Source organism: Lysobacter claricitrinus, assembly GCF_045866565.1.
Classification (GTDB): domain Bacteria; phylum Pseudomonadota; class Gammaproteobacteria; order Xanthomonadales; family Xanthomonadaceae; genus Cognatilysobacter; species Cognatilysobacter claricitrinus.
Map to the genome: position 1 here is coordinate 592,207 of NZ_BAAFZV010000002.1, position 14,731 is coordinate 606,937.

Consider the following 14,731-nt stretch of genomic DNA (forward strand, 5'->3'; position numbering starts at 1 on the left):
TCACGCCCGGGTCACGCCGGGCGGTGACGCACGTGATGTCGGCGCGCGCACGGAATCGCCGCCGCGCCGTGACGACCGGAAGGCGCGAGGGGCGAGCGGTTGGCGGGCGAGCGAAACGGCCCTGCGGCGCGTGAAAGCGGCAGTCGTCGGACGCGGTCGTCGAGATGCGCGTGCTTCACCATCGACGATGGGTGATGCGCGGCAACCTGGTGATGCGCGGCAATCGGGGCGCCTCGGAGGCGAGACGTTGCGCCCGGTGCACTCCAGTGCGCGGCAATGGGACGCGCGTCTGACCGGTCAGTTCAGCAGGCGCAGGCTCAGTTGCAGTTGTGCGTCCGCAGCCGCCAGGTGCGCACGGGCGCCCTGCAGCAGGTCGAGCGGCTCCATGCCGGCGCCGCTCTGGGGTGCAGCGTCGATCAGGAGCGGCGTAGCGCCCGTGTACGGCATCACGCCGTCGGTGGCGCGTCGTCTCTGCTCCGACATCGGCACGTCGGGAGCCTGCAAGCCGACCGCACTGTCGGCGATGCGCCGGTACAGCGCCTGCGTCTCGCGCATCGGCTGGATCGCCAGTTCGCGACGCAGCAGGTCACGGCAATGTTCGAACTGCCGCAGCGCGAGCGCGCGCTGCCCGCTTGCGACGAACAGCTGCATGAGATCGCGATGGACGTCCTCGCGAAGCGGATCGTGATCGAGGATCCGCTGCGCGTAGGCGATCGCATCGACATACTGCCGGCGAATGCTGACGATCTGCATCAGGCGGTAAAGCGCATTCAGGAAGTTGCGGCGATAGCGCTCGCGCGCGCGCAACGCCCAGTCGTCCGACAGCTCGACCAGCAGGTCGGCCTTGTACAGGCGCACGCCGCGCTCGAGCGCGTCGATGTCGTCGTCGGTCAGGCGCTCCGGCGCACGCGCGAGTCGTGGTTCGACGAGCTGGTCGAACTCTGTGACGTCGAGCCACACGTCGGCCTGCGGGCACAGCGCGATCGCACCGCGGCGGTCGCTGGTGATGAGGTTGCCGTGCGCGAGCGGCGGTGTTTCCAGCAGGCGACGCAAGCGCCACAGCGCGGTGTTGAACGAGCCGGTGGATGCGCTGGCGCCCGGGTCGGGCCACAGGCTGGCCAGCAGTTCCGAGCGGCTGAAGCTGCGGCCGTGGCCGAGCGCAAGGTAGGCGAGCAGGCTGGCGCTGCGCCCGGCGACCTGGACCTCCGGCGTACCGCCGTGGCCGGTGGCCAACGCCATCGAACCGAACAGGGAAATGCGCAGCATCGGCGTGCCCTCGCCATGACCGGCGTCCTGCCGGCGCGGTCGGCGCTGCGCGCCGGATCGATCACGACGCGATCACGCACCCGATCGCGACGCGATGCAATCGCGCGCACACGCAAGCGCGCCTGACACCCTGAACCGTCACGCCTGCGTCCGCTCGCACCGACGAGCGGACAGCGGCGCTGTACCGCGTGCCGACAGAATCGCTGGCAGGGCAGTCGTGCTCATCCGCGCCGGCTGCATTGCAGCGCGGCATCCATCCGCAGTCGCACCACGAGTCGTCCAGCGAGCACGCCATGACTTCGTTGCCCCAACGCATCCGACGCGCACGTACCCACGCTGGCCTCTCGCAAAGCGCGCTGGCGACGCGCATCGGCATCAAGCGCAGTGCCGTCACCCAGTGGGAGCATCCGCAGGGCACCAAGCCCAGCGTCGAACACCTGATCCGCATCGCCACCGAGACCGGCGCGGGATTCGAGTGGCTCGCAACCGGCCGCGGCCCAAGCGAACTCGACGCCCTCGACGCGACGCCCGCGTTGCAGGTCGACGACTACGCCGGCGACGAGTTCGAAACGCAGGCGCTGGGACACCTGCGACGCATGCCACCCGCGAAGAAGCGCATGGCGGTCGCGATTCTGGAGACGATGGGCCGCTGAACGCGGCCGCTTACTGCAGCACGCTGTCGCGCACGTAGCGGGCGAGCGCGTCGTCCAGCGTGGGAAGCGGGAACGCCCGGTCGCTGCTGAGCGCGCTGTAGCGCGGGCGGCGGGCGGGCAGGGTGTCGTGGTGGTGGGTGGCGACGCCGAGACGGCGCGTGTCGACGCCCGCGAGTCCCGCGGCGCGCCGGGCAAGGTCCGCCCAGGTGATTTCGCCGTCGTTCGCCAGGTGCCAGATGCCGGATTCGCGGTCGATCAGCAGGTCGATGCAGGCGTGCACCAGGTCGGGCACGTAGGTCGGCGAGACGGTCATGTCGTCGGCGGCGGTGAACGCGTCGCCGCGGCGCAGGGTATCGAGCGCGATGGTGATGAAGTTGTGCGCGTCCCACGGTCCAAAGAAGGAACTCGTGCGAACGACCAGCGCGTCCGGATGGCGATCGAGCACGACTTGCTCCGCACGCGCCTTGCTCTCGCCGTACACGTTGAGAGGGCGTGTGGAATCGCTCTCGACGTAGGGTGAATCGCGTTCGCCATCGAAGACGAGATCGGACGAGAACGTAACGAGCGGCAGGTGATGGCGCGCGCACGCGGCGGCGAGATTGGCGGGGCCCAGCGTGTTCTCGCGGAAGCAACGCTCGGCGTCGCGTTCGGCGTCGTCGACGCGTACATAGCCGGCTGCGTTGATGACCGCCCACGGCGCATGCGCATCGATCGCGCGTTCGATCGAGTCGGCGTCGCCGATGTCCATGCCGTTTCGATCGAGCACGCGGCAGGCGATGTCGCGCTCGCGGCAGATGCGCGCGAACGCGCGACCCAGCGTGCCGGTCGCGCCGGTGATCAGGATCGGCGCCGTATTCGCACCGGTGTGCGGGCGCGGAGGAAAGGCGAGGCCGCGGACAGCGACCGGGCGCGCGAAGAAGCGGTCGTCGCGTTGCCACCAGCCCTTGCCGGCGAGCACGGGGTGCGGTGGAACCGCGCCGTTCGAAAGGTCGCGCATCAGGTGGGCGACGGCAGTCGGTCGCGGCGTCCCGCCGCGAACATCGAACGCGCCCGACTCGTAGTAGTCGCGCACGTCGGTCAACAGGCAGTTCCAGTCGTACAACCCGAGCATGCCCCACACGGTCACCGCGCGGACATCGACGCCGTCGGCGATGCATGCCTCGCACGCTCGCCACGTTTCAGCGAGCCAGCGCAACTGGTCTTCGCGCCGCGCATCGATGTGTGCTTCGGTGACGGCGATCGGCAATCCGAAACGCTGCCAGCACTCGTCGATCAGCGGACGGAGGCCGCCAGTGGGCGACGCGAGCACGCGCGCCGCCTCGATGTCGGCGTAGCGATGCACGCCATTGCCACCGCGATGGTGCTCGGGATATGCATCGACGTCGTCATCGAGGAAGCGTTCGCTGGTGATGTAGTGGTTGACGCCAACGATGTCCGGCGCGCGCGCGTTGTCACGGAACCAGAGCACTTCGTCCGGCGTCGCGCTGCAGCGATCGGTCAGCCAGTCCCAGAGATAGTGCGACTCGTCGACGCGACCGCACAGCAGGTCCCACGCCAGCCAGCGCAGCTCGTTGTTGAAGTAGGCCTGGTAGTCGAGCAGCGGCGTGCTGTAGGTCTTGCCGAGGTCGTCGGTCTGCACGAGCTTGGCCGCGGGGTTCACCGATTCGATCGCGCGCATCGCCAGAACGACGCCGCGACACTGGTTGAACAGGCAGTCCTTGAACGTCTTCTCGTCGCGGCCGTGCGGATACCACAGGCCGTACAGGCCAGAGAAGCGCGCGGTGGTCAGCGGCTCGTTGACCGGCGTCCAGTGATCGACCCACGGAAACCGTTCGGCGACCGCGCGCGCATACGTCGCGAGTTTTTCCGGGAATTGGGGGTCGACAAGGCTGGTGTCGACCGGCCCGCTGCCGTGGTGCACCAGGCCAACGATCGGTTGCACGTCGAGCTCGCGAAGCCGCGACAGGCGTTCGTCCGGGCGCGTCCAGTCCGCAGAGGCAAGGCCGAAGGGCGCGACCTGTTCCCACAGCACCGGATAACGCATGGCACGGATGCCGAGCGCCGCGAAGCGGTCGAGGTCGTCGAGCCGCTTCCAGTGCGCATTGCGTTCGAGCTGTTCGATGTAACGGTCGCCCACGCGGTTGACCGTGCATTCCACGCCGCCCCAAAGCTCCAGCTTGCCAACCGACCGCATCGCCACCACTCGTGCCAATCAGCGCTTCGCGGCGATCAGCGGCGTGGATGAGGATGCGCCCGATCGAACCGCGACCAGTTCGGCGGGTGCGCGCTCGATGTCGGCGCCCATCTTCTCGAGGATGTAGTCGACCGCCTTGAGTGCCGCGCCCACGCACTGGTCCATGTTGTAGTAGCGGTACTGCGCGAGGCGGCCGACGAAGGTGACGCCGCGCTCCTGCTCGGCAAGTGCCTCGTAACGCTTGAACAGCAGTTCGTTCTCGGGCCGCGGCACCGGGTAGTACGGGTCGCCGTCGGCCTGCGGGAATTCCCGCACCAGTGAGGTTCCGCGATGCTGCTGGCCGGTGAGATGCTTGAACTCGGTCGTGCGCGTGTAGTCGTAGTCGTTCGGGAAATTCACCGTGCCGACGGACTGGTACCACTCGGTGTCGGGGAGATGCTCGTGCTCGAAACGCAACGAGCGGTACGGCAGCTGGCCGTAGCAATGCGCGTAGAAGGCGTCGACCGGGCCGGTGTAGACGATGTGCGACGCATCGACGCGTTCGCGCACGTCGAAGAAGTCGACGCCGGTTTCAACGCGGATCGACGGATGGTCGAGCATGCGTTCGAACATCCGCGTGTAGCCGTCGGCCGGCATCTTCTGGAACGTGTCGGTGAAGTAGCGATCGTCGCGATTGGTGCGCGTCGGCACGCGAGCGGCGACGGACGCGTTCAGCTCGGACGGGTCGAGGCCCCACTGCTTGCGCGTGTAGCCACGGAAGAACTTCTCGTAAAGATCCTGCCCCACCGCGTTGACGACCACGTCCTCGGAGGTGCGGATCCTTTCGCGCGGCTCGCGCACCGAGTCGTAGAACGCCTGGATCGTGTCCTCGTCGAGATCGAGGCCATACAGCGCGTTGACTGTCTCGATGTTGATCGGGATCGGAACCAGCTTCTCGCCGACCTTCGCCAGCACGCGGTGCTCGTAGGGGCGCCAGTCGGTGAACTGCGACAGGTACTCCGCGATGCGGGCCGCGTTGGTGTGGAAGATGTGCGGGCCGTAGGGGTGGATCAGGACGCCGTGCGCATCGGTGCGGTCGTACGCGTTGCCGCCGATGTGGTCGCGCTTGTCGATGACGAGGACTTCATAGCCGCGCTCGGCAAGTTCACGCGCGACGACGGAACCGGAAAAGCCGGCGCCCACGATCAGAACATCTGTCTTCATGTCGGAACTGCTCCTTGGAGATGTCAGGCGGCGGCTTGCGTCGGCACGGATGCCCAGACCGCCTGCTGCACGTCATTGCGCATCGCGTCGACGGTCGCGTCCCACGACGAGCCCGCCGCGCGTTCGGTACCCTGCGCGATCAGGTCGGTATCGGGACGGCGCCATGCGCGCTCCACCGCGTCGAGGAAATCGGCGTGCGAACGCGCGACGTCGACGATCGGCGTGAAGTTGCGCACCACGTCCGCGACGGCGGTGGAGACGATCGGCTTGCCGCCGGCCATGTATTCGAGCGTCTTGGTCGGGTTGATGTACCGCGTCGCCTCGTTCAGCGCGAACGGCATCAGGCAGACATCGAAGCCCTTCACGATCGCCGGCAGGTCGTCGTAGCGCTGCTGGCCGAGCCAATGGATGTTGGGCTGCTTGGGAAGATCGGCGGGGTCGACCTTCGCGAGCGGGCCCGCCATCACGATGGATGCTTCGGGGAAGCGGTCGGCCAGCGCGGCGATCAGCTCGTAGTCAAGGCGTTCGTCGATCACGCCGAAGTAGCCGAAGCGCGGCCCTGGCGTGGCCGCGACGGCGGCCGGGATCTCGGTGGCCGGGTTGCGTGCCTTCGAATAGTGCTCGACGTCCACGCCACAGCCGTACACATGCACGTTGTCGTGGTGCTTCGACTTCGAGTCGAACAGCTGGTAGCCGCCGGTGAACACGACATCCGCGTTCGACATGACGAAGCGTTCGCGGTCGGCGATGTCCGCCGGCGCGAAACGGAAGTTCGCGAGTTCGTCCATGCAGTCGTAGACGACGCCGACCGCGCCGAACTGGCCCATGTACCCCGGCGCGGGCATGGGCGAATAGAACCAGTGCACCGGCCGGTCGAAGCGGCCGACCAGGCGCGGATGCGTGTGCAGTGCGCTGCGGATCATCGGGAGGAAGATCTCGGCGTCCCTGTCCGCGTTCACCGCGAGCGCCTGCGGGATCTGCGGAACGATGCGCACGAGGTTGGGGTAGGGCTCATCGATCGCGAGGTGCGGTTCGCCCTCGGCGATGACGGGGTCTTCGATGAAGAGGATCGGGTGGCGACGCGCGAGACGCGAAAAAATCTGCTGCGGACGCTGCCAGACGAAGTCCCAGCGCAGATGGCAGTGGACGATGATCGGAAAGTCGTCGCGTCCGTCGTTCAACGCCCCCGATACGGCGGCCGAAGCGGCATTGGATGCCTCGCAGGACTGGCCGTCCGTGAATGTTGAAGTCGAATCGATGGCCGACGCATCTCGTTCCTTTGACATGGCGCTCTCACTGAATTGGGTAAAAAAATGAGTCTTGAATGAAGACAATCTCGACGAAGTGAAGCCAGAGCCCGGATCGATGACCCCGCTTGCCGACGCGTCGCGTTTCTGCGACGACGAGGCATACCCGCGACCGCAGCTGCGGCGCGCGCACTGGCAGTCGCTCGACGGACCGTGGCGGTTCGCGTTCGACAACGAGAAGCGCTACGCGCACCCGCGAGACATCGATCAATGGCCGTTGCAGATCGCCGTACCGTTTCCGATCGAATCGAAACGCAGCGGCATAGGAGATCGCGGGTTTCACAAAGCTTGCTGGTACCAACGTGATTTCGACGTAGAGAGCGACGGCGAATCGCGCGTCATCCTCCACTTCGGCGCCGTCGATTACTTCGCCAAGGTGTGGGTGAATGGCCAGCACGTCGCGACGCACGAAGGCGGACACACGCCGTTCCACGTCGAGATCACCGAAGCTCTGAACGCTTCAGGCCCGCAGATCGTCACTGTTTACGTCGAAGACGATCCGCAGGAACTCAACAAGCCGCGCGGCAAGCAGGACTGGCAACTCGAGCCGCATTCGATCTGGTATCCGCGCACCACCGGCATCTGGCAGACGGTGTGGCTGGAGAAGGTGTCGCGCACGTACCTGCAGAAGATCCGCTGGACGCCGCACGTCGAAGGTTTCGCGCTGACGCTGGAAGCGCGCGTGATCGGCGACGTCGTCGACGGGTTGTCGCTCGAAGTGCAGGTCGGCCACCAGGGGCGGCTTCTCGCCGACGATCGCTACATGGTGATCGGCGGCGAGGTCGACCGGCGGATCATTCTGTCCGACCCGGGCATTGATGACTTCCGCAACGAGATGCTGTGGAGTCCCGACCGACCGACGCTGCTCGACGCCACCATCCGGCTGAAACGCGGCGACGTCGTGCTCGACGAGGTCCGCTCGTACACCGCGCTGCGATCGGTCGGCGTCCTGCGTGATCGCTTCATGCTCAACGGGCGGCCGTACCACCTCAAACTCGTGCTCGACCAGGGGTATTGGCCGGACACGCTGCTCGCCGCGCCAGACGACGCAGCCTTGCGTTACGACGTCGAGCTGGCGAAGGCGATGGGATTCAACGGCGTTCGCAAGCACCAGAAGATCGAGAGCCCGCGCTACCTGTACTGGGCCGACCGGCTCGGCATGCTGGTGTGGGAGGAAATGCCGTCGTGCTATCGCTTCACGCGCACCGCGATCAAGCGGCTCGTCCGCGAGTGGTCGGAAGCGATCGAACGCGACTACAGCCACCCCTGCATCATCACGTGGGTGCCGTTCAACGAGTCCTGGGGCGTTCCGGAACTCACCACCGTCGGCGCGCACCAGCATGCGGTCGCGGCGCTCTACAGCCTGACCAAGACGCTCGACCCGACCCGCCCCGTGATCGGCAACGATGGCTGGGAAAGCAGCGCGACCGACATCATCGGCATCCACGACTACGATGCCAACGTCGACCATATCCGCCAGCGATACGGGCCGGAGGTAACGACCGAACAACTGTTCGACCGGCGTCGCCCCGGTGGCCGCATCCTCACGCTCGACGGGTTTCCACATCGCGGCCAACCGATCGTGCTCACCGAGTTCGGCGGCATCGCGTTCGATACGCGTCGCCTCGCACCGGATGCGCCCGCACAGGGCGATACCCACGTCTGGGGCTACTCGGTGGCGGGCGAGGCCGACGAATTCGCGCGCCGCTTCCATGAACTCATCGAGGCCGTCACGTACACGGCATTGTTCAGCGGCTACTGCTACACCCAGTTCGCGGACACGTTCCAGGAAGCGAACGGCCTGCTGACCGAGGATCGCGTGCCCAAGATTCCGCTCGAACAGATCCGGCGTGCGGTGCAAATGTCGCGCACGCATATCCAGGGTGCGGCCTGATGCATGTGGTCGAGCTGACCAAGCCCGATGGCCGTTCGCTCACGCTGTACGCGCGCGCGCCCATCGTGAACGTCGGCGACGCGCCCAGCCCGTTTCGCGAACCGCTCGGCCGCAGCCCGCACCTGCGTCGGCATCCGCTGCGCGACGAATGGATTACCTACGCGGCGTATCGCCAGGACCGCACGTTCCTGCCGCCGCCGGAGTACAACCCGCTCGCGGTCACTGTCGATGCCGATGCACCGACGGAGCTGCCGCAGGGCGACTGGGACATCGCGTTGTTCGACAACCGCTTTCCGTCGCTCAGCCTTGCAGCCGACGAAGTCCCGCCGTCGATCGTCGACGTGGCCCCGGGCACGGGCAAGTGCGAAGTCGTGGTGTTCACGCAGGATCGCCTGTCCTCGCTGGGACGACTTCCGCTCTCGCACATCGAGCTGCTCCTGCAGGTCTGGGCCGATCGCACGACGAAGCTCGGCGCGCTCGACGAGATCACCTATGTCCTGCCGTTCGAGAACCGTGGCGCAGAGGTGGGCGTGACGCTGCACCATCCGCACGGCCAGATCTATGCATATCCATCCGTTCCGCCAGTGCCGGCGCGCATGCAGCAGGTCGCTGAAGCGCACCACGCGCTCACCGGGCGTGGCGTTCTGCAGGATCACATCGCGAAAGAGATCGACGACGGGCAGCGCATGGTCTACCGGGGCGAACACGCGGTCGCCTTCGTGCCCGCCGCGGCGCGTTATCCGTATGAAGTGTGGGTGGCGACGATCGAGCCGGTCGCGACGTTCGGCGACCTCAGCGACGCGCAGCGCACGGATCTCGCGCGTGCGCTCAAGACCGTGCTGATGAAGTACGACGCGCTCTGGGACCGGCCGTTTCCTTACCTGATGGCGTGGTACCAGGCGCCCCTCGACGGTCGTCCGCATCCGGAATCGCACCTGCATGCCGAGTTCTACCCGCCGTACCGCACGCGCGACCGGCTGAAGTACCTCGCGGGCACCGAGCTCGCGGCAGGGTGGTTCGCGATGGACGCACTGCCCGAGGATAAAGCGCGCGACCTGCAGCAGATCGACGTGGATATCGACGCATGACCTTCCACGACATCTTCGGTTCCGCTCCCGAGGTCACCGCGTCCGCGCCCGGTCGCGTCAACCTGCTGGGCGAGCACACCGACTACAACGACGGTTACGTCCTGCCGACAGCGATTCCGCAGAAGACGACGGTCGCCATGCGTCGCAACCGCGGCGGCGCGTTCGTGGTGCATGCGGCGGATCTCGCGAGCGAGTCGCGCTTCGAACGCGATGCGCTGCCGGGCGATCATTTCGCCGCCTACGTCTACGGCTGCATCCGCGGGATCGTGGACGCGGGCATCGACGTCCCGCATCTCGACATCCACGTGCAGTCCGACGTGCCCATGGGCGTCGGCCTGTCATCCAGCGCGGCGCTCGAGGTGGCGACGTTGCGTGCACTTCGCGAGCTCCTGAAGCTCGATCTCGACGACGTGCGCATCGCGCAGATGGCGCAGCGTGCCGAGATCGACTACGCCGGAGTGAACTGCGGGATCATGGACCAGATGGCGTCGAGCCTTGCCGATTCGACCCACATGCTGTTCCTCGACACCCGCACGCTGGAGCGGCGACTGGTGCCGCGACCTGCAGGCACCGAACTGCTCGTCATCGACTCCGGCTTGAGCCGTTCGCTCGCGGCCAGCGCCTACAACACGCGGCGTAGCGAATGCGAAGCGGCTTCACGGATGCTCGGCGTCGCCGCGTTGCGTGACGTCGAAGACGCGTCGCGCGTGGAAGCCCTGGACGAGCCGCAGCGGCGTCGCGCACGGCACGTAGTCAGCGAGAACGCCCGCGTGCTGCGTGCCATCGAAGGGGTCGATGCGCGTGAGTTCGGCGAACTGATGAACGCGTCGCACGCGAGCCTGCGCGACGACTACGAGGTCTCGGTTCCCGAGCTCGATCGACTTGTCGAACTGCTGCAGCAGCATCCGTCGGTTCATGGCGCACGTCTGACCGGCGCTGGTTTCGGCGGTGCATGCGTCGCACTCTGCCGCGAGGGCGAAGCGGCGAACGTGGGGCGCGACGTGGTCGGAAGCTACGGGGCGCACGGCCGCGTCCTCGTGCCGGAGGGGGGCGCATGACGACGCACGAGACCCCGCAGACCGCTGCCACCGCAACCACCTCGCGAACCGAGACGCCGCGCACGCACACGCTGGCTGCGGGCGACTTGCTCGCCGTGTTCCGCCCCGAGCAGGGAATGATCTGCACCTCGCTCAAGCATCGCGGCGAGGAGATCCTGCGACGCATCGACGAACTGCCCGAAGCATTGGCGACCGGCATGTCGGTCGGCGTACCGCTCAACTATCCGTACGCGAATCGCATTCGCGGCACGGCCTACGAATTCGATGGTCGACGTGTTCAGCTCGACCCTGCGTCGCCGTGGGTGATGAAGGACTGGAACGACGTGATCATCCACGGCGTGCCATGGCCCAAGCTCCAGTGGCGCGTGCAGGATGCGACGGATCGTCGCCTGCGCAGTCGGCTGCAGTGGAACCGTCCGGAGCTGCTGGACGTGTTTCCGTTCGAGCACGACGTGGAGATGACGGCGACGCTCGACGGCCTCGGGCTGCTGATCGAAACCGCCGTGATCGCCAACGCCGGCGTGCGCGTGCCGGTGAGTTTCGGTTTCCACCCGTACTTCGGGCTGCCCGGGCTCGGCCGCGCACAGTGGCGACTCACGCTGCCGGCGATGGATGGCATCGTCCTCGACGAACTGCTCCTGCCCATCGGCGAGCGGACGCACCTGCCGCCGTACGACGACCGACTCGATCATCTCGACTTCGACCACGGCTTCGCATTCGACGCCGAAGGCGCGACGATGTCGATCGCCGGCAACGGGCGACGCATCAGCGTGGATTTCCTGCAGAACTTCCCGTACGCGCAGATCTATGCGCCGTCGACGCACGACTACATCTCGCTCGAGCCCATGACTGCGCCGGCCGATGCACTGCGGTCCCACGAGGACCTTCCGGTGGTCGAGGCGGGCGGCCGGTTCGCGGCGACGTTCCGTCTGCGCGTCGAGGCGACGGAGAACTCGCTGCACTGAGCGATCCGGCAATGCCCGGTTCACATCGGGACACGGGTCTTAGCGGCTGCGACCTCCGGCGTTTACCCTTCGCGCTCAACGGAGGGGTTCGATGATCGGGAAATCCGGCAAGTCCAGTGCGCGACGCGCCAGCGCGTACCTCTGCGCCGAGTGCGGCTCGGAGCACAGCAAGTGGCAGGGACAGTGCACCGATTGCGGTCGGTGGAACACGCTCAGCGAGATCGCGCTGGAGCCCGAGGTGTCGGTCAAGGCCGGCGTCGCGCAGAGCCGTCGCAGCGGTTGGGCGGGCAAGGTGGATGCGCCGGCGATTACCGCCCTCAAGGACGTCACCGTCTCCGAGGAATCGCGCGAGACCACCAGCATCGGGGAGTTCGATCGTGTGCTGGGCGGCGGGCTCGTGCCCGGTTCGGTGGTGCTGGTCGGTGGCGATCCCGGCATCGGCAAGTCGACCTTGCTGCTGCAAGCCGTCACCCAGATGGCGCAGAACATGCCCGGCCTGTACGTCACCGGCGAAGAGTCGCTGGCGCAGGTCGCGGGCCGCGCCGTTCGACTCGGCCTGCCGCTCGAGGGTGTTCACGCGCTGGCGGAAACCTGCATCGAACGCATCCTCGAACAGGCCGCGCCGATGGGGCCGCGGCTGATCGTCGCCGACTCGATCCAGACGCTGTGGACCGAAACGCTGACCGCGGCGCCGGGCTCGGTGAGCCAGGTGCGCGAGAGCGCTGCACGCCTGGTGCGTTACGCGAAGGAGACCGGCACGGCGGTGTTCCTGGTCGGCCACGTCACCAAGGAAGGCGGCATCGCCGGTCCGCGCGTGCTCGAACACATGGTCGACGCGGTGCTGTATTTCGAAGGCGAATCCGGAAGCCGGTTCCGTGTGCTGCGCGCATTCAAGAACCGTTTCGGCGCGATCAACGAACTCGGCGTGTTCGCGATGGGCGACAAGGGCCTGCGCGAGGTGCCGAATCCGTCCGCGATCTTCCTGTCCGGCAGCCGCGAGGCGCAGCCGGGCAGTTGCGTGATGGTGACGCGCGAAGGCACGCGGCCGCTGATGGTCGAAGTGCAGGCGCTGGTCGACCAGTCGCCGCTTTCGAACCCGCGCCGCGTCGCGGTCGGCATGGAAGGCAATCGACTGGCGATGCTGCTGGCGGTGCTGCATCGACACGGTGGCGTGGCGGTTGGTGACCAGGACGTATTCGTCAACGTCGTCGGCGGCATCCGCGTGCAGGAGACGGCGGTGGACCTCCCGTTGCTGCTCGCGGTGTTGTCCTCATTGCGCGACCGTCCGCTCGGCGAGAACACCGTGGCGTTCGGCGAGGTCGGCCTGTCGGGCGAAATCCGCCCGGTGCCGAACGGCGAGGAGCGTCTGAAGGAGGCCGCGACGCACGGCTTCAAGCGCGCGATCGTGCCGAAGGCGAACGCACCGAAGTCGGGGAAGGTGGCGGGGATGGAGGTGATTGGCGTCGAGCGACTCGCCGACGCGCTCGAGAACGCCTGACTACGTTTCGGGCATCGCATGCGAAGAAGCCGGCTTTCGCCGGCTTCTTCACTTTCGTCAGTGGCCGCCAGCCGCGGCTGGCCCGGCCTTCGCGGCGAATGGTGGTTTCGCGACCCAGACGAACGCGATGACCACGAGGAAGATGATGCCCAGCACGTGGAAGATCTCGTTGAAGCCGATCTGCACCGCCTGCTGCGAGATCATCCGGTCGAGCACGAACGCGCCACGCTGAAGATCACCCTGTCCAAGCCGCTCGACGCTCTGCCGGATCGCGGGGTCGTAGGCGTTGATGCTTTCGGTGAGGTGCGCGTGGTGGATGGTGCCGCGCTGGTTCCACGCCCAGGTCGTCAGCGACGCCGCGAAGCTGCCGCCGAGTGTTCGTACGAACGTCGCAAGGCCGGAACCTGCGGCGATCTCGTGCGGTTCGAGGTCCGACAGCAGGATGGTCAGCACCGGCATGAAGAACAGCGCGACGCCCAACCCTTGCCACAGCTGCACCATCGCCACGCGCTGGAAGTCGACGTCGAGGTTGAAGCCCGAGCGGATGAAGCTCGTCGTCGCCATCACCACGAACGCGAAGCTGGCGAGGATGCGCAGGTCGAAGCGTTGTGCGTACTTGCCCACGAACGGCGTCAGGATCACCGGCAGGATGCCGATCGGCGCGCTGGCGAAACCGGCCCAGATCGCCGTGTAACCGAGGTTGCGCTGCAGCCACAGCGGCACCAGCAGGCCGACGCTGAAGAAGGCCGCATATGCCATCACCATCGCCGCCGTGCCCGCGCTGAAGTTGCGGTGGCGGAACAGGCGCAGGTTGACGATCGGATCCTTCTCGGTGAGCTCCCAGATGATGAACACCGCGAGCGAGATCACCGAGACGATCGCGAGCATCACGATGCGCGTCGAGTTGAACCAGTCCTCGTCGTTGCCGAGGTCGAGCAGCGTCTGCAGCGCGCCGACGCCGAGCACCAGCGTGGCCAGGCCGATGTAGTCCATCTTGGGCTTCTGCAGTACGACCGGGCGCGCCTTCAGCTGGTTGCGCACCACGAAGCTGGAGAAGATGCCGATGGGAATGTTGATGAAGAAGATCCATTCCCAGCTGTAGTTGTCGGTGATCCATCCGCCGAGGATGGGGCCCGCAATGGGCGCGACGACCGTCACCATCGCCAACAGCGCGATGGCTTGCCCGCGTTTGTTCGGTGGATAGATCGAGATCAGCAGGGCCTGCGTGACCGGATACATCGGGCCGGCGACGAAGCCCTGCAGCGCGCGTGCAACCACCAGCAGGCCCATCGAGTTCGCAAGGCCGCACAGCAGCGACGCGACGACGAACGCGAGCGTCGCCCACGTGAACAACTTGACCTCGCCGAAGCGGCGCGTCATGTAGCCGGTCAGCGGCAGCGCGATCGCATTGCTGACGGCGAACGACGTGATGACCCACGTCGCCTGGTTGGAACTGGCGCCAAGGTTGCCGGCAATGGTCGGCAGCGACACGTTGGCGATCGTCGTGTCGAGCACCTGCATGAACGATGCGAGCGCAAGGCCGATCGTGGCGAGTGCGAGGTTCGGCGGCCGAAAGCCGGCGGCGGGGGCGGGAGCAGCAGCCAT

The 14,731-nt window shown here is 66.8% G+C and carries 11 protein-coding genes; 6 read left to right on the forward strand and 5 right to left on the reverse strand.

Annotation, left to right across the window (positions count from 1 at the left end):
* Positions 1 to 297: 297 nt before the first annotated feature.
* Positions 298 to 1,266 (reverse strand): AfsR/SARP family transcriptional regulator, encoded by a 969-nt coding sequence (locus tag ACKTTN_RS07615; protein WP_407909265.1) that lies wholly within the window; start codon positions 1,264 to 1,266, stop codon positions 298 to 300.
* 293 nt (positions 1,267 to 1,559) lie between these two features.
* Here ACKTTN_RS07615 and ACKTTN_RS07620 point away from each other — a divergent pair, with 293 nt between their 5' ends.
* Positions 1,560 to 1,919 carry a helix-turn-helix domain-containing protein gene (locus ACKTTN_RS07620; protein ID WP_407909266.1) on the forward strand — a complete coding sequence of 120 codons (360 nt, stop codon included), beginning with the start codon at positions 1,560 to 1,562 and terminating at the stop codon, positions 1,917 to 1,919.
* A gap of 10 nt (positions 1,920 to 1,929) precedes the next feature.
* On the opposite strand, the gene ACKTTN_RS07625 is transcribed toward ACKTTN_RS07620, so the two are convergent.
* Genes ACKTTN_RS07625 through ACKTTN_RS07635 form a run of 3 tightly spaced genes read right to left on the reverse strand, consistent with a single transcriptional unit; the run spans position 1,930 to position 6,602 of the window.
* A complete protein-coding gene (locus ACKTTN_RS07625; RefSeq protein WP_407909267.1) occupies positions 1,930 to 4,113 on the reverse strand; it encodes a family 1 glycosylhydrolase in 2,184 nt (727 codons plus the stop codon).
* 18 nt (positions 4,114 to 4,131) lie between these two features.
* Positions 4,132 to 5,316 (reverse strand): UDP-galactopyranose mutase, encoded by a 1,185-nt coding sequence (gene glf, locus ACKTTN_RS07630; protein ID WP_407909268.1) that lies wholly within the window; start codon positions 5,314 to 5,316, stop codon positions 4,132 to 4,134.
* 23 nt (positions 5,317 to 5,339) lie between these two features.
* Positions 5,340 to 6,602 (reverse strand): glycosyltransferase, encoded by a 1,263-nt coding sequence (locus ACKTTN_RS07635; RefSeq protein ID WP_407909269.1) that lies wholly within the window; start codon positions 6,600 to 6,602, stop codon positions 5,340 to 5,342.
* A 79-nt stretch (positions 6,603 to 6,681) separates the two neighbouring features.
* Here ACKTTN_RS07635 and ACKTTN_RS07640 point away from each other — a divergent pair, with 79 nt between their 5' ends.
* From ACKTTN_RS07640 to radA, 5 genes are all read left to right on the forward strand, one after another.
* Entirely contained in the window at positions 6,682 to 8,517 is a 1,836-nt protein-coding gene (locus tag ACKTTN_RS07640) for a glycoside hydrolase family 2 protein (protein ID WP_407909270.1), read from the forward strand.
* Positions 8,517 to 9,605, forward strand: coding sequence for a galactose-1-phosphate uridylyltransferase (galT, locus tag ACKTTN_RS07645; RefSeq protein ID WP_407909271.1), 1,089 nt, complete (start codon positions 8,517 to 8,519; stop codon positions 9,603 to 9,605). The genes ACKTTN_RS07640 and galT overlap by 1 nt, the downstream gene beginning before the upstream one ends.
* Positions 9,602 to 10,663 carry a galactokinase gene (gene galK / locus ACKTTN_RS07650; protein ID WP_407909272.1) on the forward strand — a complete coding sequence of 354 codons (1,062 nt, stop codon included), beginning with the start codon at positions 9,602 to 9,604 and terminating at the stop codon, positions 10,661 to 10,663. Before galT ends, galK begins: the two co-directional genes overlap by 4 nt.
* Positions 10,660 to 11,628: an aldose 1-epimerase gene (locus tag ACKTTN_RS07655; protein WP_407909273.1), complete on the forward strand. Its 969-nt coding sequence runs from the start codon at positions 10,660 to 10,662 to the stop codon at positions 11,626 to 11,628. Before galK ends, ACKTTN_RS07655 begins: the two co-directional genes overlap by 4 nt.
* 91 nt (positions 11,629 to 11,719) lie before the next feature.
* Positions 11,720 to 13,126 carry a DNA repair protein RadA gene (gene radA, locus ACKTTN_RS07660; protein WP_407909274.1) on the forward strand — a complete coding sequence of 469 codons (1,407 nt, stop codon included), beginning with the start codon at positions 11,720 to 11,722 and terminating at the stop codon, positions 13,124 to 13,126.
* Positions 13,127 to 13,183: 57 nt separating this feature from the next.
* Here the strand turns inward: radA and ACKTTN_RS07665 are convergent, their stop codons facing one another.
* A complete protein-coding gene (locus ACKTTN_RS07665) occupies positions 13,184 to 14,731 on the reverse strand; it encodes a DHA2 family efflux MFS transporter permease subunit (protein ID WP_407909275.1) in 1,548 nt (515 codons plus the stop codon).

Bases quoted from the DNA above. Each gene is read 5' to 3' on its own strand.
- ACKTTN_RS07640 (WP_407909270.1), top strand. From the start codon at position 6,682: ATGACCCCGCTTGCCGACGCGTCGCGTTTCTGCGACGACGAGGCATAC.
- ACKTTN_RS07615 (WP_407909265.1), bottom strand. From the start codon at position 1,266: ATGCTGCGCATTTCCCTGTTCGGTTCGATGGCGTTGGCCACCGGCCAC.
- ACKTTN_RS07625 (WP_407909267.1), bottom strand. From the start codon at position 4,113: ATGCGGTCGGTTGGCAAGCTGGAGCTTTGGGGCGGCGTGGAATGCACG.
- radA (WP_407909274.1), top strand. From the start codon at position 11,720: ATGATCGGGAAATCCGGCAAGTCCAGTGCGCGACGCGCCAGCGCGTAC.
- glf (WP_407909268.1), bottom strand. From the start codon at position 5,316: ATGAAGACAGATGTTCTGATCGTGGGCGCCGGCTTTTCCGGTTCCGTC.
- ACKTTN_RS07665 (WP_407909275.1), bottom strand. From the start codon at position 14,731: ATGGCTGCTGCTCCCGCCCCCGCCGCCGGCTTTCGGCCGCCGAACCTC.
- ACKTTN_RS07635 (WP_407909269.1), bottom strand. From the start codon at position 6,602: ATGTCAAAGGAACGAGATGCGTCGGCCATCGATTCGACTTCAACATTC.
- ACKTTN_RS07655 (WP_407909273.1), top strand. From the start codon at position 10,660: ATGACGACGCACGAGACCCCGCAGACCGCTGCCACCGCAACCACCTCG.
- ACKTTN_RS07620 (WP_407909266.1), top strand. From the start codon at position 1,560: ATGACTTCGTTGCCCCAACGCATCCGACGCGCACGTACCCACGCTGGC.
- galT (WP_407909271.1), top strand. From the start codon at position 8,517: ATGCATGTGGTCGAGCTGACCAAGCCCGATGGCCGTTCGCTCACGCTG.
- galK (WP_407909272.1), top strand. From the start codon at position 9,602: ATGACCTTCCACGACATCTTCGGTTCCGCTCCCGAGGTCACCGCGTCC.